Annotated in this window: 24 protein-coding genes; 9 read left to right on the forward strand and 15 right to left on the reverse strand. The window is 69.1% G+C overall.

Features of this window, described 5'->3' with window-relative positions; all coding sequences use genetic code 11:
* Positions 1-61: 61 nt before the first annotated feature.
* From AOZ06_RS26925 to AOZ06_RS26970, 10 genes are all read right to left on the reverse strand, one after another.
* Positions 62-676, reverse strand: coding sequence for a TetR/AcrR family transcriptional regulator (locus tag AOZ06_RS26925; RefSeq protein WP_054291950.1), 615 nt, complete (start codon positions 674-676; stop codon positions 62-64).
* Positions 676-1518 (reverse strand): oxidoreductase, encoded by an 843-nt coding sequence (locus tag AOZ06_RS26930; protein ID WP_054291951.1) that lies wholly within the window; start codon positions 1516-1518, stop codon positions 676-678. Before AOZ06_RS26930 ends, AOZ06_RS26925 begins: the two co-directional genes overlap by 1 nt.
* A gap of 86 nt (positions 1519-1604) precedes the next feature.
* Positions 1605-2003 (reverse strand): DUF5360 family protein, encoded by a 399-nt coding sequence (locus tag AOZ06_RS26935; RefSeq protein ID WP_054291952.1) that lies wholly within the window; start codon positions 2001-2003, stop codon positions 1605-1607.
* Positions 2000-2542, reverse strand: a complete 543-nt coding sequence (locus AOZ06_RS26940; RefSeq protein ID WP_054291953.1) for a TetR/AcrR family transcriptional regulator — start codon at positions 2540-2542, stop codon at positions 2000-2002. The genes AOZ06_RS26935 and AOZ06_RS26940 overlap by 4 nt, the downstream gene beginning before the upstream one ends.
* 66 nt (positions 2543-2608) lie before the next feature.
* The gene (locus tag AOZ06_RS26945) at positions 2609-3427 is read right to left on the reverse strand and encodes a hypothetical protein (protein ID WP_054291954.1); all 819 of its coding nucleotides are present in this window, start codon (positions 3425-3427) and stop codon (positions 2609-2611) included.
* A gap of 66 nt (positions 3428-3493) precedes the next feature.
* Positions 3494-4444, reverse strand: a complete 951-nt coding sequence (locus tag AOZ06_RS26950) for a D-2-hydroxyacid dehydrogenase family protein (protein WP_218922146.1) — start codon at positions 4442-4444, stop codon at positions 3494-3496.
* Positions 4445-4460: 16 nt separating this feature from the next.
* Positions 4461-5114, reverse strand: a complete 654-nt coding sequence (locus AOZ06_RS26955) for an HD domain-containing protein (RefSeq protein WP_054291955.1) — start codon at positions 5112-5114, stop codon at positions 4461-4463.
* A gap of 81 nt (positions 5115-5195) precedes the next feature.
* The gene (locus AOZ06_RS26960; protein ID WP_054291956.1) at positions 5196-5408 is read right to left on the reverse strand and encodes a DUF5703 family protein; all 213 of its coding nucleotides are present in this window, start codon (positions 5406-5408) and stop codon (positions 5196-5198) included.
* Positions 5405-6400, reverse strand: a complete 996-nt coding sequence (locus tag AOZ06_RS26965; protein ID WP_225952918.1) for a YncE family protein — start codon at positions 6398-6400, stop codon at positions 5405-5407. Before AOZ06_RS26965 ends, AOZ06_RS26960 begins: the two co-directional genes overlap by 4 nt.
* A 78-nt stretch (positions 6401-6478) precedes the next feature.
* Positions 6479-7456, reverse strand: a complete 978-nt coding sequence (locus AOZ06_RS26970) for an aldo/keto reductase (protein ID WP_054291958.1) — start codon at positions 7454-7456, stop codon at positions 6479-6481.
* A 127-nt stretch (positions 7457-7583) separates the two neighbouring features.
* Here AOZ06_RS26970 and AOZ06_RS26975 point away from each other — a divergent pair, with 127 nt between their 5' ends.
* From AOZ06_RS26975 to AOZ06_RS26985, 3 genes are all read left to right on the forward strand, one after another.
* Complete coding sequence (locus AOZ06_RS26975) at positions 7584-8411, forward strand: undecaprenyl-diphosphate phosphatase (protein ID WP_054291959.1); 828 nt, start codon at positions 7584-7586, stop codon at positions 8409-8411.
* Positions 8412-8421: 10 nt separating this feature from the next.
* Complete coding sequence (locus AOZ06_RS26980) at positions 8422-9132, forward strand: histidine phosphatase family protein (RefSeq protein WP_054291960.1); 711 nt, start codon at positions 8422-8424, stop codon at positions 9130-9132.
* A 132-nt stretch (positions 9133-9264) separates the two neighbouring features.
* Entirely contained in the window at positions 9265-10266 is a 1002-nt protein-coding gene (locus AOZ06_RS26985; protein ID WP_054287937.1) for an IS481 family transposase, read from the forward strand.
* On the opposite strand, the gene AOZ06_RS26990 is transcribed toward AOZ06_RS26985, so the two are convergent.
* On the reverse strand, positions 10263-11081 hold the full coding sequence (locus tag AOZ06_RS26990; RefSeq protein ID WP_083471960.1) for a TetR/AcrR family transcriptional regulator: 819 nt from the start codon (positions 11079-11081) through the stop codon (positions 10263-10265). The two genes, AOZ06_RS26985 and AOZ06_RS26990, sit on opposite strands and share 4 nt — an antisense overlap.
* A 51-nt stretch (positions 11082-11132) precedes the next feature.
* Here AOZ06_RS26990 and AOZ06_RS26995 point away from each other — a divergent pair, with 51 nt between their 5' ends.
* The 3 genes from AOZ06_RS26995 to AOZ06_RS27005 all read left to right on the forward strand — a co-directional run bounded on the left by AOZ06_RS26995 (position 11133) and on the right by AOZ06_RS27005 (position 15436).
* On the forward strand, positions 11133-12824 hold the full coding sequence (locus tag AOZ06_RS26995) for a right-handed parallel beta-helix repeat-containing protein (RefSeq protein ID WP_083471961.1): 1692 nt from the start codon (positions 11133-11135) through the stop codon (positions 12822-12824).
* 223 nt (positions 12825-13047) lie between these two features.
* Entirely contained in the window at positions 13048-15003 is a 1956-nt protein-coding gene (locus AOZ06_RS27000) for a S8 family serine peptidase (RefSeq protein WP_054291962.1), read from the forward strand.
* Between the two features lie 88 nt (positions 15004-15091).
* Positions 15092-15436: a PDDEXK family nuclease gene (locus AOZ06_RS27005; protein WP_157233266.1), complete on the forward strand. Its 345-nt coding sequence runs from the start codon at positions 15092-15094 to the stop codon at positions 15434-15436.
* Here the strand turns inward: AOZ06_RS27005 and AOZ06_RS27010 are convergent, their stop codons facing one another.
* From AOZ06_RS27010 to AOZ06_RS27020, 3 genes are all read right to left on the reverse strand, one after another.
* Entirely contained in the window at positions 15437-16417 is a 981-nt protein-coding gene (locus AOZ06_RS27010) for an LLM class flavin-dependent oxidoreductase (RefSeq protein WP_054291964.1), read from the reverse strand.
* Positions 16418-16471: 54 nt separating this feature from the next.
* On the reverse strand, positions 16472-20728 hold the full coding sequence (locus AOZ06_RS27015; protein ID WP_054291965.1) for a GH92 family glycosyl hydrolase: 4257 nt from the start codon (positions 20726-20728) through the stop codon (positions 16472-16474).
* Between the two features lie 130 nt (positions 20729-20858).
* Positions 20859-21794: a zinc-binding dehydrogenase gene (locus AOZ06_RS27020; protein ID WP_054291966.1), complete on the reverse strand. Its 936-nt coding sequence runs from the start codon at positions 21792-21794 to the stop codon at positions 20859-20861.
* A 78-nt stretch (positions 21795-21872) separates the two neighbouring features.
* Between AOZ06_RS27020 and AOZ06_RS27025 the strand changes: the two genes are divergently transcribed.
* Both AOZ06_RS27025 and AOZ06_RS27030 read left to right on the forward strand, forming a co-directional pair.
* Positions 21873-22502, forward strand: coding sequence for a TetR family transcriptional regulator (locus AOZ06_RS27025; protein ID WP_054296948.1), 630 nt, complete (start codon positions 21873-21875; stop codon positions 22500-22502).
* Between the two features lie 25 nt (positions 22503-22527).
* Complete coding sequence (locus AOZ06_RS27030; protein ID WP_054291967.1) at positions 22528-23166, forward strand: class I SAM-dependent methyltransferase; 639 nt, start codon at positions 22528-22530, stop codon at positions 23164-23166.
* On the opposite strand, the gene AOZ06_RS27035 is transcribed toward AOZ06_RS27030, so the two are convergent.
* The gene (locus AOZ06_RS27035) at positions 23163-24266 is read right to left on the reverse strand and encodes a tyrosine-type recombinase/integrase (protein WP_157233268.1); all 1104 of its coding nucleotides are present in this window, start codon (positions 24264-24266) and stop codon (positions 23163-23165) included. The genes AOZ06_RS27030 and AOZ06_RS27035 overlap by 4 nt on opposite strands.
* A gap of 578 nt (positions 24267-24844) precedes the next feature.
* Here AOZ06_RS27035 and AOZ06_RS27040 point away from each other — a divergent pair.
* Positions 24845-26158, forward strand: coding sequence for an FtsX-like permease family protein (locus tag AOZ06_RS27040; protein WP_236951752.1), 1314 nt, complete (start codon positions 24845-24847; stop codon positions 26156-26158).
* Positions 26159-26208: the final 50 nt, after the last annotated feature.

Here is a 26208-nt window from a genome sequence, read left to right on the forward strand (position 1 = left end):
ACTGTGAATTATATTGTGACAAAAATACGGACACCCGCCTCGGACAGCGGAGGAGCCGGGTTCAGGCGGTCAGGCCGGCGCAGGTCAGCCAGATGTGTTCACACGTCGCGGACGCCTCGTGGAACTTCTCACGCGGCTCCTGGGACGCGTGGTAGAAGGTCCGCTCGATCATCCAGCACAGGGCACGTGCCATCGCCGACGCCTGGTGCGGTTCGTTGCCTGCCTGGACACCGGCGCGTTCCAGCACGGCGGTGATGGCCGTGATGAACAGATCGGCTGTGTGGCTCCACAGTTCGCCGATCTCCGGCACCGTCAACGACAGGTCGATCGCCGTGCGCATGACCAGGCCGTGCGCGTTCCACAGCTCGACTGTGCGCTGCATGGCCGCCTCGATGGCCTGGCGTGGCTCGTCCGCCTCCGCCGCGACCCGGGACCGCGCCCACAGGTGTGCCACGGTTCGTGCCACGAGTGCCGTGACCACTTCTTGCTTGGAGCCGAAGTAGAAGTACAGGGCGCCACGGGTGATCCCGGCGCCCTTGGCGATGTCCCCGACGGTCATCGCGTCGTAACCCTTGTCCGCCAGCAGGGATTCGCACGTGTCGAGGATGGCCCGCTCGCGGACGTCGCCCTTGCGTTCGGTGGCACGGCGGCCGCGCGCCGGATCGTGACCGGGCATCAGAGCTGGGCACCGTCGGGGAAGTCGGTGGTCCGCGACAGTGTCTCCCACGCGCGGATCTCCTCGTCGACGGCCGTGCGCGCGGCGGCGACCAGGCGCAGCGCGTCCGAGCCCAGGGCGAGGCGGGTGGGCGGCTGCTCGGCCGCGGTGATGTGCACGACAGCGTCCCCGGCCTTCGCCGGATCGCCCAGCTGGTTGCCGCTGGCTTTGCGCCGCCGTTCGCGGATGGGGTCGAACAGCTCGTCGTAGTCGTCGATGGTTCGCGCGGCACGCGACATGGACCGCCCGGCCCAGTCGGTGCGGAACGAACCGGGTTCGATCGCGGTCACGTGGATCCCGAACTGCGCGACTTCCTTGCCCAGTGCGTCGAGGATGCCTTCCAGCGCGAACTTGCTGCCGCAGTAGGCGGACATGCCGGGGAACGCCACGAGCCCGCCCATCGAGGTGACGGCGATGAGGTGGCCGCGGCGGCGCCGGCGCCTGTGGGGCAGCGCCGCCCGCAGCGTGGCCACTGCCCCGAACACGTTGACCTCGAACTGCCGTCGCACTTCGGTCAGCGGGGTTTCCTCGAAGGTGCCCTCCACGCCGTAGCCGGCGTTGGCGACGACGACATCCAGCGGGCCGATGCCGTTCTCCGTCTCCGTGATCACGGTCGAGACGGCGTTCTCGTCGGTCACGTCGAGGATGCGCCCGTGGGCCGAGCCGGGCTTGCGGTGTTCGAAGGCCCGCAGGTCTTCCTGGGAGCGGACCGTGCCGAGGCCGGTGTGCCCGGCGGTCAGCGCGGACTGGGCGAACGCGCGCCCGAGGCCCGTGCTGACGCCGGTGATGGGCCAGTTCTGCATTGCTTCCCCTGGGGGGCGGGAGGAGCCGAGCTGCTCCCCAGGGGTAAAAGTCGACACAGTGTCGATTTTTGTCGTCGCTGTGTTGATTACGTCGTTCCGGCGCTGGTCGTGGGCCGGTGGCGCAGCAGGACGGTGACAGCGGCGACGGGAAACAGCGTCAGCCAGAGGTTCGGCAGCCACCAGGCGGGGTCGAACTCGCCGCGCAGTGCCCAGAACATGAGGGCGTTGAGGCCGGCGGCGTGCGTCAGGGCGAGTGAGACGAGCTGCAACCCGCGTGTGGCTGTGCGGAGGCGTAAGGACGCCAGGCCGGTGCCGGCGGCGAGTACGTCGAGCATGAGGAACGACCAGTTCCAGTCGATCAGCACGCGTTGTGCGTACGGCGGGATGACCTGGACGGCGGTGGCGATCCAGTAGGCGAGGAAGCCGATGTCGGTGATCAGCATCGACCGCTTGATCCAGGTGGGTGTCTGCTCTGGTGCCGTCATCCGTGCCGGCCGTCGATCAGGCTGGTGAGCAGGGCGCGGGTCTGGCTGTGCAGGGTCTTGCCGGGTGGTGCGAGGTCGAGCAGGCGTGCCATCCACCAGCCGTCGACGGCCAGCCGGACCGCGGTGGCGACGGCGGGGTCGATGCCGTCGTGTTCCAGGCGGTGCTGCCAGCGGGTGTACGCGGCTCGTAGTGGGGTGAGGGACTCGGGGTCGACGATGAGTCCGGCGAGCAAGGCGGTCGCGGCGCGGTCGGCCTCGGTTCCTGCCCGGGTGTGCCTGGTGGACACGGTGTTGTCGAGGTAGGCGCGGGTGGCGGCGCCGGGGTGGTCGCCCGCGGCGCCGAGGGCTGTGTCGAACTGTCCGACGAGCCGGTCGATCAGGCCTTCGGCGAGTGCCTGTTTGGTGGCGAAGTGGTAGAAGAGCCCGCCTTTGCTGACGCCGGCCTCGGTCGCCACGGCGGCGAGGGTGAGGTGGTCCGCGCCGTGGGCCAGCAGTACCCGTGTGGCGGCGTCGAGCAGGCGTTCGCGGGAGTTGACCATGGCTCTACTGTACCGGTCGGCCGGTACAGTAGAGCGGGTGTTTTCGCTGGTTGACTGGTTGTCGGGTCAGCCTCGTTTGATTTCTTCCCAGGTCCGTTTGGTGACTTGCGGGCCGTCGTCGGCCGCGCCGTTGGCCAGGCCGTTCTTGCCGAGGTAGTAGTCGCCGGACTGGTGCCACGCGGCGGGGGACTGCTGGGGGTCGGAGACGGCCATCGCGTGGATGTGGTGTTCCCAGGGGCCCTGTGACGGTTTGCGCCACCACGCGGCGAAGCCGGCTTCGCGCAGTTTCCGGACGACGTCGGTCTTGGTGGCGTCCGACATCCCCGAGACCGAGATGTCCAGTGCGCCGCCGCCGTCGTGGGTGCCGCCCGAGGCGCCGACGCCGCCCGGGTTGTAGGAGCCCTGGGTGATGGTCAGGGTCCGGCCGAGCCGTGTCTCGGCTGCTTTGAGCATGTCCCTGGTGCGGGTGTTGATGGTCTTGCCCTGGTAGGCGATCCTGCTGCCCGCGGTCACGACGCGGGTGACGGTGAAGCGTCCGTCGCCCAGTTTCTCCAGCGAGGTCTGGCCGGGGATGCCGTTGGTGTCCAGTCCGGTCCAGCCGAGTGATTTCTGGTAGTTGGTGTACGCCGTGGTGGTGGACGTGCCGAAGTGCCCGTCGACGTACTGCGCGGCGAGGAATCCCTTGGCCTGCAGCGCCTGTTCCACAGCCAGGACGTGGTCCTTGGCGCCGGGGGTGATCGCGGAGTCCGCGCGCCGGGGGTCGATCTGTGCCGCGAGGAGCACCTTCTCCATGTCCACGGTGGCGAGTGCGTGTGCTGGTGCGGCCGTGGCGATGGCGGCTGCCGCCGCTGTGGCCGCGATCGTGGCGGCCCACTTGATCCGCATGTCCGTCCTCCTTGTCAAGGCAGTACGGCGCAGCTTGACCAGAAGGGATACAAGACGGGTACAAATTCACGTCAGGGTGCGGGTGGGTGTTCCGGCGATGAAGGCCTGGATGTTCTCGACGGCTTCGCGGAAGTACGTGCGGTAGTTGCCGTCGGTGACGTAGCCGAGGTGTGGTGTGGCCAGGACGTTGGGCAGGGTCCGCAGCGGGTGGCCGGCCGGGAGTGGTTCCTGGTCGTACACGTCGAGTCCGGCGCCGCCGATCTGGTGGGCGCGCAACGCCTCCACCAGGGCGTGCTGGTCGACGACGGCGGCGCGGGAGGTGTTGATCAGCAGGGCGCCGGGGCGCATGAGGGCCAGTTCGCCGGCGCCGATGAGGCCGCGGGTGCGGTCGCTGAGCACGATGTGCACCGAGACGATGTCGCTGCCGGTCAGCAGTTGTTCTTTGCTGACCAGGCGGACGTCTTCGGGGTCGGTGCGGTCGGCGGTGAGGTTGGCACTCCAGGCGGTGACGTGCATGTCGAACGCGCGGGCGACGCGGGCGACCTGGATGCCGATCTTGCCGAAGCCGATGAGGCCGAGAGTCTTGCCTGCCAGGCCGGTACCGACGGTGCTTTGCCATGGTCCGCCGGTGCGGAAGGCGTTGTTCTCGGTGACGAGGTGGCGGGCGAGTCCGAGGATGAGTGCCCAGGTCAGTTCGGCGGGTGGGGTGGAGGTGCTGGCGGTGCCGCAGACGGTGATGCCGCGCTGGGCGGCGGCGGTGAGGTCGATGGAGGCGTTGCGCATGCCGCTGGTGATGAGCAGTTTCAGGTGGGGCAGGCGGTGCAGCAGGTCGGCGCGGAACGGGGTGCGTTCGCGCATGATGACGACGATCTGCTGGTCTTTGAGCGTGTGGACGAGCTGGTCCTGGTTGTCGATGTGCTCGCGGTGCACGGTGACGTCGACCTGTCCGGCGAGGGCGTCCCAGTCGGCCAGCTGGAGCGAAACGCCCTGGTAGTCGTCGAGGATCGCGCACCGCAAGGTCATGATCGGCACGCTACTGCACGGGGGTGTGGCCGGGGCGGGCCCAGCCGCGTCGCTCGCCTTCGGCGATGAGGTGTTTGCTGGCGTCCCACAGGTGTGCCGAGGCGTCGCCGATGACGGCTTTGCGGGCGCGGACGTCGTCGGCGGTGATGCCGGGGGAGAGCCAGGTGCCGCCGCGGGCCATCCAGTTGAGCAGTTGGGGCTGGAGGCGGTCCATGGCTTTGGCGAACCGGGCTTCGGCGGTCTCGCGTGCTTCGAACTCGTCCCACAGGGCGCGGATCTCGCGTGCTTGGTCGGCGGGCAGCAGTGCGAAGAGCCGGTCGGCGGCGGCGGCTTCGCGTTCGGCCTGGTCGGCGCCCATGGTGGGGTGGTAGATCGGGGTGTCGCCCGCGTAGATCTCGACGAGGTCGTGGACGAGGACGAGTTTGACGGTGTGGCCGACGTCGATGGGTTCGTCGGCGTGCTCGGCGAGGACGACGACCATCATGGCGAGGTGCCATGAGTGTTCGGCGTCGTTCTCGCGGCGGTCGGTGGCGGCCAGCGGGGACTGCCGCAGGATCGTCTTGAGCCGGTCGGCTTCGATGAGGAAGCCGAGCTGGCTGCGCAGGCGCGCGCCGATGGCGTCCGGGAGCGGGTTGTCGTCGGTCAGGGGCCGCGGGTGGTTCATGATCCCCACAGTGGCAGATCGCGGCAGTCAGTGGCGCCCCGGGTGGGTACCGGGGTGCTGGTCGGCCCGTGTGTGTGTGGGCTAGATCATCAGGCCGGGGACGCCTGCTCTCGGGCGTTTGCGGCGTAGCAGGACTTTGCGGGTGCCGTCGGCGTAGAGCCGTACGCGTGACAGCTCCCACCCGGCGAATTCCGCTTGGATCGACAGTTGGACCGCCGCGCTGACCCGGGACACCCCGGGTGGCAGCTTCAGCGGCCGGTACTCCCAATCCCCTTCAACCACCCCATCGTTCATGGCTGCATCACCTGAACTCCTCCACCGGTCGCGGACGCGACGAGGACACGCCCGCTGTCCGGGTCGACGGACACCGAATTCGGTTGCACGACAGTGGCGAACCGGTGCGTTTCGCGGGGTTCACCACCGGCGACGTTGTAGCCGACCACCTCGTTCCGCTCGGTCAGGGTGACCCACGCGAGGTCACGTTTCGGGTCGTATGCGATGCCGTAGGGCGCTCCGGGCACGGGGTAGCGCTGCCGGAGCATGACCGGGTTGGTGGTGAAGGCCAGGAGCGCGCCGCCGCGGGTGTCGGTGACGAGCACGCGGCCGTACCGGTCGGTGGTCGCGTTGGTGGCGCCCGCGCCCGCGCGTTGGCCGGCGCCGACGGTGCCGTCGGCGAGGTCGATATCGAACAACGCGGTGCGCAGCCGGTCAAGCACGACCACATTCTGGCCGGTGGTCAGGACCTGGTCGGCGCTGAACACGCTGCCGGTGATGCGTTTCTCGGTGACGCCGCGGCGCAGGACGTCGACGGCTTTGGTGTCGGTGAGGGGGACCAGGGTGCGGTCGCCGGAGGTGGCGGCGGTGCCGGGCGCGCCGTGGACTGGTTGTGCGTTGAGGGCCGCGGGGTCGGGCAGGGGCACGGTGACGATCTGCTTGGCGGAGCCGATGGAGGCCAGGACGCTGTCGGTGGTGGCGCTGAGCGCGGTGGCCGGGCCGGGCAGCGTGACTTCACGGGCGGGCGCGGCGGGGTTGTCGAGGCTCAGCAGGAGCAGCGCCGGGTCCGGGGTGGCCAGTGCGATGGTGCGCGCTTGGGGGACGGCCACCATGGCGGTGATCTTCTCGGCGAGGGGGACGACGGTGCCGACCGGGGCCGATGTGGCCGGTGACGTGGCCGCGACGGCCGCTGTCACGGTGTCGGTGGCCTGTAGTTCGTCGCGTGGTTCGGCTTTCTGCGCACATCCGGCCAGCAGTGCCAATCCCGCTCCTGCGGCTATCAGCCGACGCAACAGCAACCTCCGTCAGTAACGTCCAGTTCACCCAGCATCCCCGATTCCGTACGCCAGGTCACGTGTGGATGGCAAGCTTCACCCGAGTCGTTGCTCCGGGTAGCCCAGTTCGATCCCGCTGACGTCGTCCAGTGCGGCGCGGATGGCTGTCGGCAGGGTGAGGTCTTCGGTGGCGAGCGATCCGGCGAGTTGCCCGGTGTCGCGGGCGCCGACGACGGGTGCCACGACGCCGGGGCGGTCTCGTACCCAGGCCAACGCGACGGCGAGCGGGGACGTTCCCAGTCCGTCGGCGGCGGTGGCGACGGCTTGCACGATGCGGGCGGCGCGTTCGGTGCGGTGGTGTTCGACGTAGGGGGCGTAGTGCGGGGAGGCGCCGCGGGAGTCGGCGGGTGTGCCGTTGCGGTATTTGCCGGTGAGCACGCCGCGGCCCAGTGGTGCCCAGGGCAGGATGCCGATGCCGTGGTGTTCGGCGGCGGGGACGACTTCGCGTTCGATGCCGCGTTCGGCCAGTGAGTATTCGACCTGGGTGGACACGATGGGGGTGGCGCCGCCGGACATGAGTTGCATGGTGGCGGCGGTGGACAGTTGCCAGCCGGAGTAGTTGGACACGCCGGTGTAGCGGACTTTGCCGCTGCGTACGGCGGTGTCGAGGGCGGCGAGGGTCTCGTCGAGTGGCACGGCGGAGTCCCAGGCGTGCAGTTGCCAGAGGTCGATGTGGTCGATGCCGAGGCGGCGCAGAGACCCGTCGAGCGCGGTGAGCAGTGCGCCGCGGGAGGCGCCGCCGCCGAAGGGGCCCTCGGTGCGGCGGGCGACGGCTTTGGTGGTGATGATCACCTGGTCGCGGGGGACGGTGGTGCCGATGAGGGTGCCGAGGATCCGTTCGCACTCGCCTTCGGCGTAGACGTCCGCGGTGTCCACGAGGGTGCCGCCCGCCTCGGTGAACGCGGCGAGCTGGTTGGCGGCCTCGTCGGCGTCGGTGTCCCGGCCCCAGGTCATCGTGCCGAGGGCGAGCCGGGACACCCGCAGGCCGCTGCGGCCGAGGTGTCGATACTCCACAGAGCGTGAGCCTAAGGGCTGGGGATCACCGGGGCCGGGCAAGGGCCATGGTCGGCCGCGATCGGGCGTAGGCCAAGATTCCCTGCGGCAGGGGTGCAGCAGCGAGGACGGGTTGGGAGTAGCGGGTTTGGACTGGTTGCAGGCGATCGTTCTCGGGCTGGTCCAGGGGCTGACCGAGTTCCTGCCGATTTCGTCGTCGGCGCATCTGCGGGTGGTGTCGACGCTGGGGTGGGGGACCGACGCGGGGGCGTCGTTCACCGCTGTCACCCAGTTGGGGACCGAGCTGGCGGTGCTGATCTTCTACGCGAAGCAGATCGGGACGCTGGTCGGCGCGTGGTTCAAGGGGATCTTCGACGCGGCGGCGCGGCGGACCGACGAGTACCGGATGGCGTGGTACGTGATCATCGGGTCGGCGCCGATCGCGGTGATCGGGGTGGTCTTCAAGGACGAGATCCGTTCGACGTTCCGGAACTTGTGGATCACCGCGACGGTGATGATCGTGTTCGCGGTGGTGCTGGCGGTGGCTGACGAGCTGGGCAAGCAGGTGCGGACGAAGCTGACGATGCGCGACAGTGTCACGATGGGGCTCGCGCAGGCGATGGCGGTGGTGCCGGGTGTGTCGCGGTCGGGTGGGACGTTGACGGCGGGCTTGTTCCTGGGGCTGGAGCGCAAGGCGGCGACGGACTATTCGTTCCTGCTGGCGTTGCCGTCGGTGTTCGGTGCGGGGATTTTCAGCATCCCGGACGTGATGGACAAGACGGGTCCGGGGCCGCACGCGTCGACGGCGCAGATGATCGTGGCGACGGTGATCGCGTTCGCGGTGGGGTACGCGACGATCTCGTGGTTGCTGCGGTATGTCGGCAAGCACACGTACTCGGTGTTCGTGTGGTACCGGATCGTGCTGGGTGTGTTGTTGATGGTGCTGCTGGCTACCAACGCCATTCCGGCCACGTAAGGTCGGGATCATGGCCACGGTGATCCTGTTACGGCACGCACGCTCGACGGCGAACGGTTCCGGTGTGCTCGCCGGGCGTACCCCGAAGGTCTCGCTGGACGACTCGGGCGCCAAGCAGGCGGCGAAGCTGGTGGAGCGGCTGGCGGACGTGCCGGTGGCGGCGATCGTGGCGTCGCCGTTGCTGCGGTGCAAGCAGACGGTGGCGCCGTTGGCGGCGGCCAGGGGCTTGCAGGTGGTGACGGACGCGCGGTTGTCCGAGGTGGACTACGGCGAGTGGACGGGCCGCAAGCTGTCGGTGCTGGGCAAGGAGCCGTTGTGGCGTGTGGTGCAGCAGCACCCGTCGGCCGCGGTGTTCCCCGGTGGTGAGGGCTTGGCGAACGTGCAGGCGCGGGCGGTGGCGGCGATCCGGGCGCATGACGCGCGGATCACCGAGGAGCACGGTGGGCACGCGGTGTGGATCGCGGTGAGCCACGGTGATGTGATCAAGTCGGTGCTGGCGGACGCGTTGGGGCAGCACCTGGATTCGTTCCAGCGGATCGTGGTGGATCCGGCGTCGGTGTCGGTGGTGCGGTACACCGACACGCGGCCGTTCGTGCTGCGGACCAACGACAACGGCGGTGATCTGGCGAGTGTGGTGCCGCCGAAGCCGACGAAGAAGAACGGGAAGCGGTCCTCGGCGGGCGGTTCGGACGCCGTGGTCGGTGGGACGACCGGGAAGTAGGCGCGGGCGGCACTAGCTGTTGCGGGTCATGAGGTTGTTGACGCCGGGTGGGGCCTGAGGTTGGGGACGGGTCTTTCAGCGGCAGGATGAGAACTACCACGTCACTCGTCCGCCGAACAGAAAGACCCGTCTGTGCTCCACCGTAACGCCCCGCTGTCTGTCGAAGGCCGTCGCCGTCTCGTGAAACGCTGCCGCACCCGTCCGATCGCCCATGTCGCCGCGGAGATGGGTATCTCGCGGCAATGCGCCTCGAAATGGGTCAACCGCTACCGCCAGCACGGCGAGGCCGGGCTGCTCGACCGACCCAGTGTCCCGCACCACCAGCCCACCGCCACCCCCGGCGAGGTCATCGCCCGGATCGAACACCTCCGCCGTCATGGCAAGCACTCAGCCCGCCGGATCGCGCTGGAACTCGCGACCGACGGCACCAGCATCTCGGCGCGGACCGTCAGCCGTCACCTGGCCCACCTCGGCCTGCACCACCGGAAATTCCTCGACCCCAGCGGGGACAGCAACCGGGCACCCCGCACGATCATCGCCCGCTGGCCCGGGCACATGGTCCACCTGGATGTGAAGAAGGTCGGCCAGATCCCCGACGGCGGCGGCTGGCGGGTCCACGGCCGTGACAGCGAGCAGGCCAAACAAGCCCGGCGAGGCCGAGGCCGGGGCGGCCGGGCCCGCTACACCTACCTCCACTCCGCGGTGGACGGATTCTCCAGGCTGGCCTACACCGAAGCCCTGCCCGATGAGAAAGCCCGCACCGCGATCGGGTTCACCCACCGCGCCCGCGCGTTCTTCGCCGCGCACGGCATCACCCACATCGACCGCATCGTCACCGACAACGGCGCCTGCTACAAAGCCACCCACTTCGCCACCGTGCTGCGTGGAGCCCGCCACCAGCGCATCACGCCCTACACACCCCGCCACAACGGCAAAGTCGAACGCTACAACCGGATCCTGACCGAAGAATTCCTCTACAGCCGAGAGTGGACCAGCGAACAACAACGAACCAACGCCCTGACGATATGGAACGTCCACTACAACTATCATCGACCCCACACTGCCGCCGGAAACCAGCCACCAGCAACCCGGCTCCACACCGGCGTCACCAACGTCACGGCCTCATACAACTAGCCCGTGGTGCGGTCGCGGTAGGCGCGTTGCTGGCAGGCGCGTGAGCAGTACGCTTTCGGCCTGCCTTTGCCGGTGGTTTCGACGGGTGTTCCGCACACCACACACGACCGCGAATCATCACGACTTTCATCACGGATGAGGGTGGCGATGCCGTCGAGGACGCGTTGCAGGCCGAACTCGAACGGGTCGAGCGGCTCGTCGTACCCGCCTTCCGCGTAGATCCGGCTCAACGTCGGGTACCGGTCGAGGTGCTCGAACAGCGACCCGCGGGAGCCCCAGAACTCCTCGTGGGTCACGCCGGTGTCCCGCTCGGCGGCGGTGACCTCGACGACTTGGCGGGCGGCGCTTTCCACGAACCCGCCGACCAGCGTCACCACCGCCACGATCTGCGCCGGCGGCAGGCCGGTGGCCGCCACCAGCGCCAGTGCCCGTTCGAACCCGGCGATCGTGTTGGGGCCGGGCACGGTCCGCGATCCGCCGGATTCCAGCAGCCACGGGTGCTCGCGGTAGAGCGCCAGGCTCGCTCGTGCCCACGTCTCGACGCCGGTGCGCCAATCGGCCGCGTCCTCGTCCGGCGCGGGTGGGGGCATGACCGCGTCGCGCATCAGGTCCACCAGTTCGGCTTTGCCGGGCACGTGCCGGTAGAGCGACATGGACGTGAACCCCAGCTGTTGGGCCACCCGCCGCATGGACACCGCGCCGAGGCCTTCGGCGTCGGCGATGCCGACCGCGGTCCGCACGATCGTGTCGAGGTCGAGCCCGCGCCTGGCTCGCGTGCCCCACAGCAGTTCGGTGCTGCGCTCCGGGTCCGGCACTTGACTCCCCCTGTTGTTTATGGTGTATATCTTTAGTATACGCCATAAACCATGGAGGGGACAGTTATGCCGTTCTTCGTCGATCCGTCCGGTGACGACACCGCCCAGGGCACCATCGACCAGCCGTTGGCCACGTTGTGGCGAGCCAGGCAACTGGCCGGGCCCGGCGGCGTGATCACCCTGCGCGCCGGGACCTACCGCCTCACCGAACCGATCACCCTGTCCGAGCGGGACTCCGGTGTGACGATTCAAGCGCACGACGGCGAGCAGGTCGTCCTCAGCGGCGGGCACACCGTCAGCGACTGGAGCAGGGGAGAGGACGGTGTCTGGACGGCTCCCGTCCCGGGACTGTCACCGCGTCAGCTCTATGTGGCCGGGCGCCGTGCCGGTCGCGCGTCGCGGACGCTCGATCAGCCACTGGCCCGCACCGACAGCGGCTACGAGATGACCGAGCCACAGCGGTGGCGCGGTGAGATGGAGATGGTCTACCAGGGCGTGTACCCGTGGTCGCACGCCCGCTGCCCGGTCACGGGCGTCGACGGGACGGCGATCACCATGGCCCAGCCCGCGTTCGGCTGGGCGGCTGAGCTCTACCAGTCGATCATCAGCTGGGACGGTCCCGGCGCGGGGGAGAACAACGGCGCCGACACCCCCACCTCGATCGAGAACAGCCCGGATTTCCTCACCGAGGGCACGTTCGCGGTCGCCGACGGCGTGCTGCACTACCTCCCGCGCCCCGGCGAGGCTGTCGGCGAGGTCACCGTTCCCGTGCTGGAGACGCTGCTCCGGGCCGACAACGCCCGTGATGTCGTGTTCCGCGGCATCACGTTCGCCGACGCCACCTGGCTGCGGCCGAACACGCCCGGGGGATTCCTGCACTACCACGGCAACGGCTACTACGACGGCGGCGAGATCATGACCGTCACGTTCGCCGAAGGCGCGGGCCAGGTCAAGGTCCCGGCCGACGCGGCGAGCATGCCCGGTGCGCTGCGGTTGCACGGCTGCTCGGGCGTCACGTTCGACCGCTGCCGGCTGACCCGTCTCGGCGGGGTCGCGCTGGAGGTGCAGGGCGGCGCGGGCAATGTCGTGCGCGACAGCGTGATCGACGTGGTCGCCGGTGGCGGTGCCGTGATCGGCGGCGGCGCCCGTGACTGCCGGATCGAGGACACCCACATCCACGACATCGGCCTGGACTACCACGGATCACCGGCGATCCTGCTCGCGGGCACGAGCGGCACCGTCATCGCGCACAACGAGATCGGCGACGTGCCCCACGCGGGGATCGTCGTCTACGACGGCACGTCGACCCACGTGCTCGACAACCTGGTGCACGACACCATGCAGGTCCTCGCCGACGGCGGCGGCATCTACATCGCGGGTACGCAAGGAACCTCGCACGCGGACGGCGCGCTGATCCGCGGCAACGTCGTGCGCGACACCGTCACCCCGTACAACTTCGCGCTGTACACCGACTACGGCGCCTCCTGGGTGACCGTGCAGGGCAACGTCATCCACCGCAACGACAAACCCGTCGTGCTGGAGGTGTCACCGCCGCTCGAGCACGTCGTGTTCGCCGGCAACTACTGGGACGCCGACCCCGGCACGGCCCCTGACACGGTGACGCTCACGGACAACACCGTGCTGGCCGAGGCCGACTTCGCCACCCACGACGCGGTGTCCGCCATCGTCGCCACAGCCGGCCGGCGACGCCGCGCTGTGCCTGATACTGCGAATCTAGTTTAATCCTCAAGTGACGGAACCGTGGCCAGGTCAAATGAATGACGATCGGTTCCGGCGAATTTCCTTTCCCGCCAGCATGGAGACGGGAGTTTTTCCCAGTTTTTCACACATTCTCCGGTAGGCCGTTTGGCGGCTGACCGAATGTCAACCGGTCGGTACCGTCGGTGATCTGCCCGGGCCTTTCCTCCTGTTCGGGCACTCCCTGCTGCGATCCGGAGGTTGTTTCATGCTGCGGTCACGACGCGGCGTGCTTGTGGGTTCCGTATTCGCCGCCGCACTGATGGCCACGGGCGTCATCAACGCGGTCGGCTCCGACACACCGCAGGACGCCCAGTTCATCTACCTGGCCAATCGGACTTTCGATCCGACCAGGACCAGTTCGCGGGCCGCCGCTGCCGAGTCCGGCAACGGCGCGTATCTCGTTCAGTTCCGCGGTGTTCTGACCGACGCCCAGCGTGCGCAATTGCGTTCGCTGGGCGCTCGAATCGGTACGTACATTCCTGATTTCACGTATGTCGTGCGGATGGGTACGTCGACAAAGAAATCAGTGTCCGAGTTGAATTTCGTGCGTTGGCTCGGTGACTACCAGCCCGCCGACAAGGTCGAGACCGCGACGATACCGGCGTCGAGGGCCGCCGCGTCCGGGCCGTACCTTGTCACGCTCGTCGAGCCGGACGCGGCCGACCAGAACGCGGTCGCCGAGCGTGTCCGGCGCGCGGGCGGGCAGGTGGAGGTGATCTCCGAAAGCCGCCAGCACCTGTCGGTGTCGGTGGGCGCGGGGCAGGTCGCCGCGATCAGCAAGCTGCCGGAGGTGCTGGCCATCGGTGCGCTGTCCGCGCCCGAGACGGACATCAACACCGCGCGGGAGGCCTCGGGCGCCAACGCGATCGAGACCGCCGGCGGGTACCGCGGGCAGGGCGTGCGCGGTGAGGTGATGGACGGTGGTCTGCGGGCCACGCACCAGGAGTTCCGTGCCCGGCCGCCGGTCATGCACGGCTCGAACTCCAGCGACACCAGCCACGGCACGTCGACCTACGGTGAGATCTTCGCCCAGGGCGCGAGTGCGGCACGGCGTGGTTTCCTGCCCGAGGGGCAGGGGATCTTCGCGACGTACAACAAGCCGGACCGGTACGCGCACACGCGTGAGCTGGTGGCGCCGACGGGCAACTACCGCGCGGTGTTCCAGAGCAACAGCTGGGGCAGCACGCTGACGACGGCGTACACGACGGTGTCGGCGGCGATGGACAAGATCGTGTTCGACCACGACATCCTGATCTGCCAGTCGCAGTCCAACGCGGGCACGCGCAACTCGCGGCCGGAGGCGTGGGCGAAGAACGTGCTGTCGGTGGGCGGGCAGTACCACTACAACACGTTGTCGCGCACGGACGACAGGTGGAACCGTGGTGCGAGTATCGGCCCGGCGGCGGACGGCAGGTTGAAGCCGGAGTTGTCGAACTACTACGACGCGATCGACACGACCTCGTCGTCGAGTGACACGTCGTACACGACGTCGTTCGGTGGCACGAGTGGCGCCACGCCGATCACGTGTGGCAACGCGGGCCTGCTGTTCCAGATGTGGGCGGACGGTGTGTTCGACGGTGCGCCCGGCAAGGCGCGTGACGTGTTCACGTCCCGGCCGCATGCCTCGACGGCGAAGGCGTTGCTGGTGAACACGGCTAACCAGTACCCGTTCTCCGGCACCGAGCACGACATGACCCGGACCCACCAGGGTTGGGGTAGTGCGAGTGTGGGCAACGCCTACAACGTGGCGAAGGCCAACGGCTGGAAGTTCCCGGTCCTGGTCAACGAGACGGACCTGCTGACGCAGGGCCAGACCAAGAGCTACACCGTGAACGTGTCGGCGGCGAAGCCGTTGAAGGCGACGCTGGTCTACACCGACCCGGCGGGCAGCCCGAGTGCGTCGGTGACGCGGGTCAACGACCTGACGCTGCGCGTGACGGCGCCGAACGGCACGGTGTACTACGGCAACAACGGTTTGGCGGCGGGCACCCAGTCCACTCCGGGCGGTTCACCGAACACTGTGGACACGGTGGAGAACGTGCTGCTGGACTCGGCGGCGCCGGGGGCGTGGAAGGTGGACGTGATCGCCAGCCAGATCAACGCGGACGGTCACGTGGAGACGACAGCGACGGACGCGGACTACGCGCTGGTCGTGCAGTAAAGACAGTGATGGGTCTGCCCCGCGCGAACCGGGTGTTCGTGCGGGGCGGACACGCACGGTGACAAGGGGGGCTCGCCATCGGGGTCGCATGCCCACGCCAGATCCGGTGGGCAAGTCCAGTCGCGTCCTCGGCTACCGCCGAACCTGGTGTCTCTACTGGGCATGGATGTCGATCTCGCGCTTGTGCCCGGGGACCGTCCGCAGGCCTGAGCTGATCATCGTCGACCGTGCGGATCGCAAACGAGCCCGTGCCGAGAAGCGGATCCTTCGAGCGTCTGAGGTGCTGCTCGTCGTGGAGACTGTGTGGCCCGGTTCCCGGCGGACGGATTACCGGATCAAGCGCGACGAGTACGCGGGTGCATCCCGCACTACTGGGTTGCCGACCTCGGAGCCGGTGGGGCTGGATGTCGATCTGACCGCGTTGCTGGACTGATCAGGCGTTGAGCTGGGGAATGACCTTCTCGCCGAACAGCCTGATGGAGGCGAGTACGTCCTGCGGTGGCAGTCCGCCGATGTCGATGAGCACCAGGTGTGCGTCCAGTCCCAGCAGCTTCTGCTGGGCGTTGAGCCGGTCGGCGACTTCGGCGGGGTTTCCGCAGATCGCGGCTCCTTCCATCAGCCGGTCCACGTCGATGCCCGATCCGTCGCCGCGCCAGGGGCTGGCGAAGTGGGCGTACGCGGTCAGGTAGGGCTTCCAGCGTTCGCGTGCGTTGTTCTCGGCGACGTAGACGTGGCTGGGCAGCGCCACCCGGCCTGAGGTGAAACTCCGGTATCGGGCTACCACGTCCACGTACACGCCGGGGTCGCGCAGTGTGCTGGGCAGCATCAGGGGCATGCCGAGTTCGGCGGCGAAGTCGGCTGAGTTCGCTGATCCGCTGCCCACCCACAGGGTCGGGTGGGGTTGCTGGATCGGGCGGGGTGTGGTGGTGACGTTCTTGAGCGGGCTGCGGAAGTCGCCGTGCCAGGTGACGTCGCGTTCTTGCAGCAGTTGCAGCAGGAGCCGCAGGTATTCGTGGAAGCGGGGCCGCAGGTCCGAGGGGGAGATGCCGAAGGCCACGTCGGTTTCCGTCGACACGCCTCTGGCCACGATGAGTTCGGCGCGTCCGGAGGAGAGCACGTCGAGGGTGGCGAGTTCTTCGGCGACCCGGACCGGGTCGCGGTGTGCCAGCAGGGTCACGCCGGTGGACAGGCGCAGGGTGCTGGTGCGGGCGGCGATGGTGGCGAGCAGGAGTTCGGGTGCGGAGACGATGTAGTGGGTGAAGTGGTGTTCGCCGATGGCGACGCCGGTGAACCCGGCTTGTTCGGCGACCACGGCCTGGTCGACCATCGCGCGGATGCGGTCGGGTTCGGACAGGGTCCGTCCGGTGCGTGGGTCCGGCAGGTGATCCCCGAGGATCAGCAGGTAGACGTCCACGGGGAAAGATCCTACCTGTGGGTGGGCTGGGCGGTGGCCCAGCCACAGGTCTCGTTAGATCTGGCTGCATTGGCCGGTGCGGGGGCCGGTGACGGTGTTGGTCAGTCCGTTGTTGGTGGGTGGTGGGGTGTTGCCGGTGCAGGCGAGGGGGCCGGTGACGGTGGAGGATCCGATGACCGGTGCGTTGTTGTCCGCGAGGGACACGGGTCCGGTGATGGTGGTGGCGCCGATGGTCAGTTCGCCGCGGGTTCTGGTGAGGGCGACCGGGCCGGTGGTCTTGCTGCCGATCAGGGCGAGTGCGGTGGGGTGGTTGCCGGTCAGTGGTCCGTTGACGGTGCTGCCGAAGGCGTAGAGTGACCCGCCTGTGTCGATCTGGATGGGGCCGTTGACGGTGGCGTCGGTGAGGCAGAGCACGCCGGTGACGCGTAGTGGCCCGTTGTGGGTTCCGGTGATGGTCTGGGTGCAGCCGGGTGTGGGTTTGGCGAGGGATTCCAGTTCGGCGACGGTGGCCGGGGTGCTGAATTCGAGCCGGTAGTGGGTGTAGCGGCTGGGTTTGGTGAGTTTGAACGGTTTCGTCTGCTGGCGCCATGGGAATTGCTGGGCGGTGCGGGTGTCGACGGTGGCCCAGTGTTTGCCGTCGAAGGAGCCTTTCAGGACCCAGTCGCGGGGGTCGGCGGCGGCGTTTTTGCCGGAGGTGACGGTGTAGAAGTCGACGACGTCGTGGGGTCGTGGTGGGGTGAGGTCGACGGTGGTGGCGGTCGTTTCGGTCTGGGAGTTGTTGTCGAACAGCGGGCCGGGCAGGTTCGTGGTGTCCCGCAGGGGTTTCGCGATCTGGGTGCCGGTGGTCAGCGACGGTGGGACGGCGTCGGGGCCGGTGGCCCAGGCGGAGGGCCGGGGGCCCATGTCGAAGTCGAGTGTCGCGCCGTGGGTGAGCAGGTCGTGGGTGAGGTAGGTCTTGTCGTAGGTTTTTCCGTTGACTTTCAGGTTCTGGATGTAGATGTTGTGGCGGGAGTTCTTCGGTGCGTTGATGACGATGGTGCGGCCGTTTTCCAGGTTCACGGTGGCTTTGGTGAACAGGGGTGAGCCGATGGCGTACGTGGGTGCGCCCATTTGCAGCGGGTAGAACCCGAGTGCGCTGAACAGCCACCACGCGGACATTTCGCCGTTGTCCTCGTCGCCGGGGTAGCCCTGGCCGATTTCGCTGCCGAGGTAGAGGCGGCTGGTGATGTCGCGGACCTTCTGCTGGGTTTTGGCTGGCTGGCCGGTGTGGTCGTACATGTAGGGGATGTGGTGTGCGGGCTGGTTGCTGTGTCCGTACTGGCCCATGCGGACGTCGCGGGCTTCGAGCATTTCGTGGATGGTGCCGCCGTAGGAGCCGGGGTGGCGGGCGGTTTCGGGTTCGGTGAAGAACGTGTCGAGTTTGGTGGCGAGTTTGTCGCGGCCGCCGTAGAGGTTGGCGAGGCCTTGGCCGTCGTGGGGGACGGTGAAGGCCATGTTCCAGCCGTTGGTCTCGGTGTAGTCGTGGCCCCATTCGCGGGGGTCGTAGGTGGCGGGGGTGGTGCGCCAGGTGCCGTTTTCGGTTTTGCCTTGGAAGAAGCCGATGGCGGGGTCGAACATGGTGACGTAGTTCTGGGCGCGGTTGCGGAAGTATTCGGCGTTGTCGAGGTATTCCTGTGTGCGGGGGTCGCCGGGTGCGGCTGTGTCGGCGAGGGCTTTCGCCATCTGGGCGATGCCGAAGTCGTTGATGTAGCCCTCCAGTGCCCAGGACATGCCTTCGCCGGTGGAGGTGGGGGTGTAGCCGAGGAAGATGGACTTGTCGATGCCTTTGCGGCCGACGCTCTGGTTGGGTGGGGTGACGGTGGCGTTGCGGATGGCGGCGTCGTAGGCGCCGCGGGCGTCGAAGTTGGTGATGCCTTTGAGGTAGGCGTCGACGAAGGAGACGTCGGAGCTGGTGCCGGTCATGAGGTTGGCGTAGCCGGGGGAGGACCAGCGGGAGATCCAGCCGCCGTCGCGGTATTGCCGCACGAAACCGTCGATCATCTCGCCGGCTTGGGTGGGGGTGAGCAGGGTGTAGGCGGGCCAGGTGGTGCGGTAGGTGTCCCAGAAGCCGTTGTTGACGTAGATCGTGCCGTCGGTGATTTTGGCGCCGGTGTGGGTGGGGGTGTCGGGGCCGGTGCTGGGTGCGACGGGGCTGGCGTACTTGTAGGCGGGGTTCTGGCGTGTGCCGGTGTTCTCGAAGCCGGAGTTGGGGTAGAGGAACAGCCGGTAGAGGTTGGAGTAGAGGGTGGTGAGCTGGTCGGGGGTGGCGCCTTCGACCTCGATGGTCCGGAGTTTGGCGTTCCAGGCGGCTTTGGCGCGGGCGCTGACGGTGTCGACGGTGCCGGAGGCGCTGATTTCCTGTTCGAGGTTGGTGCGGGCCTGGTCGACGCTGAGCAGTGAGGTGGCGATGCGCATGGTGACGGTCTTGTCGGTGCCGGTGTCGAACTTGAGGTAGCCGGTGACGGCTGGGCCGCCTCCGCCGGGGAGCATGCCGCCGGCGGTGACGGGTTTGTCGAAGGTGGCGTAGACGAAGAGGCGCCCGGCGCCCGCGGACAGTCCGCTGCGGACGTCGGAGTAGCCGGTGATGGTGCGGGTGGCGGGGTTGAGGGTGAGGCCGCCGTTGTTGTTGACGTTGTCGAAGATGAGGTTGGCGGTGTCGGGGAAGCCGAAGCGGAACAGTGCGGCGTGGTCGGTGGGGGCGATGTCGGTGGTGACGCCGTTGTCGAATGTGACGCCGTAGTGGTGTGCGGTGGCGGTTTCGTTGCTGTGGCGGAAGGGCAGGGCGCGTGCAGTGCGGGACGCGTCGGGTGTGCCGGCGGCGGTGGAGGGCATGATCTGGAAGGTTTGCCGGTCGCCCATCCAGGGGCTGGGTTCGTGGCTGGCGGAGAATGCTTGCAGGGTGGGGAGGTTGTCGGCGTTGTTGGCGCGTGCGTAGTCGTAGAGCCAGCTGGTGGAGGCGGCGTTGGTGACGGGTGTCCAGAAGTTGAAGCCGTGCGGGACGGCGGTGGCGGGGAAGTTGTTGCCGCGGGAGAAGGCGCTGGTGGCGTTGGTGCCGCGGGTGGTCAGGACGTGGTCGGCCGGGCTGGTTTTGGTGGCGGTGGCGGGTGTCGCGGTGATGGTGATGTCGTCGGCCCAGCCTGTGAACCCGGTGGGGCCTGTGGGGTTGTCGTAGGCCAGCAGGATCCGGTCGATGGTTTTGCCTGCGGCGACGGTGCCGATGTCGGCGGCGATGTGGTTCCACTGCTGGGTGTAGAGGGTGCGGGACGCCGCTTGGCCTTGCGGGGTCAGCGGGTTGCCGTGCAGGTCCAGGGCGCCCAGGTCGCTGAGGTAGGTGCCGTCGGTGAAGGCGAGGTCGACGGCGGTGTGGGTGCTGGGGTAGGTGAGGTCGTCGAGCAGGAATTCGGGGAACAGCAGGTAGGACAGTCTGGTGGTCGGGGTGACGACAACGTTGATGTCGAAGAGTTTGTTGTAGGAGTAGGCGCGGCCGGTGGCGGTGTGGGTGCCGGCGTAGCGCAGGGCTTTGCGGCCGGTGAACCCGGCTTTGGTTTTGGCGGTGAAGGCGCTGGTGGGGCCGTCGCCGACGGCGGTGCTCATGGTGGGGGCGAGCTGGATGCGCGCTTCGGCCTGCGGGGTGGTTTCGGAGAACTGGGCTTCGGCCAGTTGCAGGATGGGGTCGCCGTTGTTGGCGGTGAAGTCCAGCCGGTAGTGCAGGTGTTTGGTGCCGCCGGTGAACTTGTATTCCTTGGTGTGGAGCCGTTTGTCGAACGACTGGCCGGTCTGGGTGTCGAGTGTGGTCCAGTCGCGGCCGTCGTCGGAGGCGGTGAGGGTCCAGTCGCGGGGGTCGCGGCCGGGGGCGTCGTTGGCGGAGGTGAGGGCGTAGCGGACGACGTCGACGGGTTCGGTGAAGGTGAACTGGACCCATCCGGTGCGTTGGAACACGAGCCACTTGGTGCCGGGGTCGTGGTCGACGAGGTTTTCCTTGACTTCGCCGGAGCCGGGGTTCTCGCCGCTGGCGGTGACCTGGGCGACCTTGTCGGTGATGTCGCCGGGGATGCGGGTGGGGTCGTCGTTGGTGACGCCGGAGGCCTTCTCGGCGGTGTCGGTCCAGTCCGGTTGCGGGTCGCCGTGTTCGAACGACGAGGCGAAGCCGGTCGGTCCGCTGGGCTGGGCGGCGGCGGTGGCCGGCATGGTGGTCCACAGTGTGATGGTGACGGCGGCGGCCGCCAGGCGTGTGATCGCGGGTCGTGGACGGCTGGTCCGGCGGTGCGCCATGGGCTTGCCTCCGCGTCGAGGTGCGTCCGGCCCTGGCGGGCCGGGCCACAGGACAACTCACGGTGACATCGATGTCAATATGTCGTGGTGGACCTGTCCGCTGTTTCGACCGGCGACTGCGCCACCTGGTCTACGACGAGCGGAGATCCAGGACCGCTTTGCCGTGCAGGCGCCGTTGCAGCAAGGCGTCGATCGCCGCGGGGGCGTCGTCCCAGCCGCCGCGCCAGGTGATCTGCGGGTCGAGTGTGCCCGCGGTGACCTGCTGGGCCAGCCAGGTCAGGTCGCGGCCGAGGTCCTGGCAGAAGAGCAGGTGGAAGGTGACGATCGACCGGTTGTCGCGGCCGGGTCCGCTGAACAGGGCGCCGAAGGGGAAGTCCTCGCCGGTGCCCGCGGAGTGGCCGAGGGCCACGAGTGTGCCGCCCGCGTCGAGTGTGTCGAACGCGTTCACCAGTTGGGGGCCGCCGACCATGTCCAGGACGCCGTCGTAGCGGCCCGTGGCCTGGGCGGGGTCGGACACGACCTCGTGCGCGCCCAGTGCCCGCAGGCTGTCGCCGTGCGCGGCGGGGTCGCCGGTGACGGTGGTGACGTGTGCGCCGCCGAGGCGGCCCAGTTGTACGGCGAAGCGTCCGACGCCGCCGGTCGCACCGGTGATCATGATGCGGCGGCCCAGCAGTGGCCCGAGCTTGTGCAGGCCGCGCAGCGCGGAGCCGGCGGCGACGGGGATGGTGCTGACGGCCGTGAGGTCGGCGCTGTCGGGTACGACGCCGAGCCAGTCGGTGCGCACGGCGCGCAGCTCGGCCCAGCCGCCGGTCTCGTCGAGGGTGACCACGGGTGTGCCGGCGGCGGGGCCGGATCCGTCGGCGGCGGCGCGGACCACGACCCCGGCGGCGTCCCAGCCGAGCACGGTGCCGGGGGGTGCCTCGGCGATGCCGTGGTTGACCTCGCCGAAGTTCAGTGAGGTCGCGGCGACCTCGATGAGTGCCTGGTGCGGGGCGGGCACCGGGTCGGGGGCGTGGCCCGGGCGGAGTCCACCGGGGACGGAACGGTCGACGAGCAGCGCGCGCACGGCACTTCCTCTCCACAAAACTGCCACTGAGTGGCATAAGCCTACTGGAGGCATTTGCCGCTCGGCTACACTCAGGGTGTGACCGCCGCCCGCCCACCCGCGCTGCCGCTGCGTGAACGCAAGAAACTCCAGACCCGCGACGCGCTGGTCGGCACCGCACTGGCGATGTTCACCGAACACGGCTTCGACAACGTGACCCTCGACGAGCTGTGCGAGGCGGTCGCGGTCTCCAAACGGACCTTCTTCCGCACCTTCGCCAGCAAGGAAGAAGTCGCGCTGGCGCCGCTGGAAACGATGTGGACCCGCTTCCGCGACCAGGTCGGCGAGCTCCCGCTCGGCCAGGCGCCCCTGCTCACGGTCCTGCAGGACGGTCTGCTGTCCGCGCTCGGCCACATGAGCGACGAGCAGTGGGTCACCCGGGTCCGCCTCAGTCAGCACCTGACCGAACGCACCCCGTCGATCGCCGCCCACGGACTGCGGTTCTGCGATGCCACCTGCGCGGCGGTCGAGGCGGGACTGCGGCGGCGCCTGCGCGTCGCGGACACCGACCCACGTCCCCGGCTGGCGCTGGACATGGTGGTCTCGGCGTTCCACGCGGCACTGCGGGCGTGGATCACCACACCCACCGCCGGCCACACGGAACTCGGCGCGCACCTGCGCCGGGTCTTCGCCGCCACGGCGGGCGCGGTCACCTTCTCCGGGGCCTGACCGCGGCGCCTGCGACGATGGAGCGGTGACCTCCGCTTTCGTCCGCGCCCACACCCGCCTGGGCAGCGCCCCGCACGTCCCCGAGATCCAGCTCCACCTCGCCGAGGACGCGTTCGACCTCTGGGAGCGCGTGGAGGACCAGGTCGGCGAGAAAGGCCTGGCGCCGCCGTTCTGGGCGTTCGCGTGGGCCGGTGGTCAAGCCCTGGCCCGGTACGTGCTGGACAACCCGTCGCTCGTGGCGGGACGCAGCGTGCTCGACCTGGCCGCCGGATGCGGTGTCGTGGCCCTCGCGGCGGCCAAGGCCGGGGCGCGGCGGGTGGTGGCCAACGAGATCGACCAGTTCGCCATCGACGCGATCCTGCTCAACGCCGAGGCCAACGAACTGAGCGTGCAGACCGAGTACGGCGACATGCTCGACGGCGACGCCGACGGGTTCGACGTCGTGCTCGCCGGGGACATCTTCTACGACACCGCGGTGACCTCGCGGATGATGCCGTTCATCCACCGCCTGCGAACCCGGGACGTGACCGTGCTCGTCGGCGACCCCGGCCGGGCACACCTGCCACGCGAACAGTTCACCCGCGTGGCCCACTACGAGGTGCCCGTGCCCACGGCACTGGAGAACGCGGAGATCAAGACCACCACGGTGTGGCAGCCGCGCTAGTCGCGCTGATGGCGGCCGATCACCGACGCGAGGGTGTACACCGGCGACGAGTCGAGCTTGTGGCGCGCCGCGTCGTACCCGCGCGTGATGCGGATGTCGTTGTGGGACAGCAAATCCTGCACCTTCTCGATCGGTACGCCGTTGGCCAGCAGCGTCGTGGCCACGGTCCGCCGTGAGGTGTGCGGGGTGATGCTGTCCGCGGCGGCGAGCCCGGCCTGCTTGGCGTAACGCCGCAACGCCAGCCACACATCCCGCTGGGTCAACGCCCGCCCGCCTGCCTTGGCCGGGTCACGCGGGTGCGGCGTGGTCACCAGCAGCGGCCCGCTCAGCTCGCCCTCCCGCGCCGTGCGCAACGCCAGGTAGGAGTCCAGCGCGGCCAGCACCGGTGGCGCGAGCGGCACGAAGTCACGGGTCTGGCCTTTCTTGACGTACCACAGGATCCGGTGGCCGCGGTCGTGGGCGAGATCCGACACCCGCGCCGTGGTCACCCCGGACACCCGCAGCCCGGTGTGGAACAACAGCGACACCAGCGCGGCGTCGCGGTGCGCGGCCTCACTGCCGATCCGCTGCGCCCGCCGCGTCACGTGGTCCAGCAGCGCGGCGGTCTCCTCCTCGGCCAACGCGGGAAACGGCGACTGACGGTCCACTCTGGGCCGCTTCACCGCCGAGACCGGGTTGCGCTCGGCGACATCGTTGTCCTCCAAGTACTGATACCAGCTCGACACCGCGGCCAGCCGGCGGGACACCGTGGACGACGACGCCTTCCTGGGCACACCGTCCCTGCCCGTCACGGTGATCGTGGCCTTCCACGCGTCCACATCGGCCCGCCGCGCGGCCAACGGATCCAGCCCACCGCGGCCACACCACTGCAGCCACGCCGCGAGATCAGCGAAATAGGCGCGCCGCGTGTGCTCAGTCTTGTCGGCCTCCAGCCACAACACGGTCAACGCGCGGATCCCGTACCGGTCAGCCGGATCCACGGGCGGCAACGCGGGCAGCGTCCCCACCGCGTCGACCAGCACCGCCCGCAACGCCCCCGGCTGCCCCGGGTCGGCCGGTTCGGCAAGCCGGGCGACCGGCCGGATCAGTTCGCCTGCCACACCAAGATCCTTCCACAGGAACACCGCCACAGCCGGGACCCCCGGCCGCGGCCCACCGAAACTGTCAGACCCCTGGGATAGTGTGAAAACAAGGGATCCCCTTGGGGGAATTGGTGTTGCGATGGCGCACGTCCTTCCGGCGGCCGTCTCCGCGGCGGGCTGCGGCGTGGACGCGCCCGGACGTGCGAATCCGAGGCCTTGCCGCGCGTCCGACCGCGATACCGGGGCAGCACGCCACCACTCGCCCGCTGAGCCACGGCCCGTCCAGCGGATCCGCCATAGACGCCAGCACCTGCTCCATCTGCGGTTCGACCAGGAGGCGCCGGTAGGCGTGCCCGGGCTCCGTCCCCGCCGCGTTCGGCGATGTCGTCAACAGGCGCGTCGGTACCGCGCGAGCCGCGTCCCGCAGCCGCTCGTCGTCGCGCTCGCCGGGCGGGGAAGCCGTCCCCAGCGCCGGTGCCTCACTTCGGCCGCCGGGGGTGGGCCTGGACCCACCCGCTGTGGGGGAGTTGCCGCCATCGCCGCCGCGCGGGCCGCGCCGTTAGCCTCGCGTCACCACGAACCTGGGGGTACCCATGGTGCAGCTCGCACTACGCTCGATCCGTTACCGGGCAGGCGGTTTCGCCGCCAGCCTGCTGACGTTACTGCTCGGCGCGATCATCCTGATGACCTTCGCGTCGCTGCTGGACACCGCCACCGCGACCGACCCGCCCACCGCGGAATCACTCACCATCATGGCGAACGTGGTCGGCGGGTGGGGACTGGTCATCGTCACCTTCGCCGCGGCGTCCACGCTCACCCTGCTCGCCCGGCAGCGCGGCACCGAGATGACACTGCTGCGCACGATCGGCGCCACCCCGGCCCAGATCCGCCGGCTGCTGCTGGCCGAAGCGGTCCTGCTCGCGGTCGTCGCCGTCGCGGCCGCGGTCGTGCCGTCGGTGTTCACCGGCCGGATGCTGGTCGGTCTGCTCGCCGACGCGCGACGCATCCCGCCCGGTGTCACGCCCGAGTTCGGGCCGATCGCCGTCAGCGTCGGACTCGGCGTCACCCTCGCCGCGGCGGCGTTCGCCGCGCTGCTGGCCGCCCGGCGGGTCACCAAAACCAGCCTCACCAGCGGGAAGAGCACACGCGGCCGGGTCGCGGTCATCGCGGGTGTCGTCGCGCTCGCCGCGGGCATCGGCTGCGCGGTCACGACCGTGGTCGCGCTCGAGAGCAGCGACCTCGCCGTGATGGCCGTCAGCGCGCAAGCGTGCATCCTGTGCGCGGTCGGGTTCGCCCTGCTCGGCCCGTCGGTCATCACCGCCGCCGCGCGTGTGCTCACCTCGCTGCGCCGCGGCGGCACGCACCTGACGGTGTCCAACCTGCGCGGCCACACCCAGCAGATGGCCACGGCGCTGGCCCCGATCGTGCTGTTCACCGCGATCGCCACCGGCACCCTCTACATGCAGAGCATCGAGAACAACTCCGCCATCCGGCCGCCCGCCGAGATCGCCGGCACCATCGAAACCCTCAACTACGTCGTCGTCGCCATGATCACCCTGTTCGCGGCGGTGATGCTGATCAACACGACGGTCGCCGCGACCCTGCACCGGCGCCGCGAGTTCGGCCAGCTGCGGCTCGCCGGGTCCACCCGCCCGCAAGTGGTGGGCATGGTCGGTGCCGAGGCCGCGGTGCTCGCCGCCGTCGGCGTGCTGCTGGGCACGCTCGCCGCGACCGCGACGGTCATCCCGTACAGCATCGTCAAAACCGACTCGGTCCTGCCCGACGCCACGATCACCACCTACCTGGGTGTCGTGCTCGCCGCGGCCGTCCTCACCCTCGCCACCAGCCTCACCAGCGCGCGCCGCGCCACCCGGCACCCCGCCATCACCGCGGTCAGCGCCACCCTCTGATCACGTGACGGGCCAGCCGACCCACCGGCTGGCCCACGATCGAGTGATCG

It is taken from the genome of Kibdelosporangium phytohabitans, assembly GCF_001302585.1.
GTDB classification, from domain to species: Bacteria; Actinomycetota; Actinomycetes; order Mycobacteriales; family Pseudonocardiaceae; genus Kibdelosporangium; species Kibdelosporangium phytohabitans.

Coding starts and splice junctions, on each gene's coding strand:
- AOZ06_RS26925 (WP_054291950.1), bottom strand. CDS start 676: ATGCCCGGTCACGATCCGGCGCGCGGCCGCCGTGCCACCGAACGCAAG.
- AOZ06_RS26930 (WP_054291951.1), bottom strand. CDS start 1,518: ATGCAGAACTGGCCCATCACCGGCGTCAGCACGGGCCTCGGGCGCGCG.
- AOZ06_RS26935 (WP_054291952.1), bottom strand. CDS start 2,003: ATGACGGCACCAGAGCAGACACCCACCTGGATCAAGCGGTCGATGCTG.
- AOZ06_RS26940 (WP_054291953.1), bottom strand. CDS start 2,542: ATGGTCAACTCCCGCGAACGCCTGCTCGACGCCGCCACACGGGTACTG.
- AOZ06_RS26945 (WP_054291954.1), bottom strand. CDS start 3,427: ATGCGGATCAAGTGGGCCGCCACGATCGCGGCCACAGCGGCGGCAGCC.
- AOZ06_RS26955 (WP_054291955.1), bottom strand. CDS start 5,114: ATGAACCACCCGCGGCCCCTGACCGACGACAACCCGCTCCCGGACGCC.
- AOZ06_RS26960 (WP_054291956.1), bottom strand. CDS start 5,408: ATGAACGATGGGGTGGTTGAAGGGGATTGGGAGTACCGGCCGCTGAAG.
- AOZ06_RS26980 (WP_054291960.1), top strand. CDS start 8,422: ATGGCCACGGTGATCCTGTTACGGCACGCACGCTCGACGGCGAACGGT.
- AOZ06_RS26995 (WP_083471961.1), top strand. CDS start 11,133: ATGGAGGGGACAGTTATGCCGTTCTTCGTCGATCCGTCCGGTGACGAC.
- AOZ06_RS27000 (WP_054291962.1), top strand. CDS start 13,048: ATGCTGCGGTCACGACGCGGCGTGCTTGTGGGTTCCGTATTCGCCGCC.
- AOZ06_RS27005 (WP_157233266.1), top strand. CDS start 15,092: ATGCCCACGCCAGATCCGGTGGGCAAGTCCAGTCGCGTCCTCGGCTAC.
- AOZ06_RS27015 (WP_054291965.1), bottom strand. CDS start 20,728: ATGGCGCACCGCCGGACCAGCCGTCCACGACCCGCGATCACACGCCTG.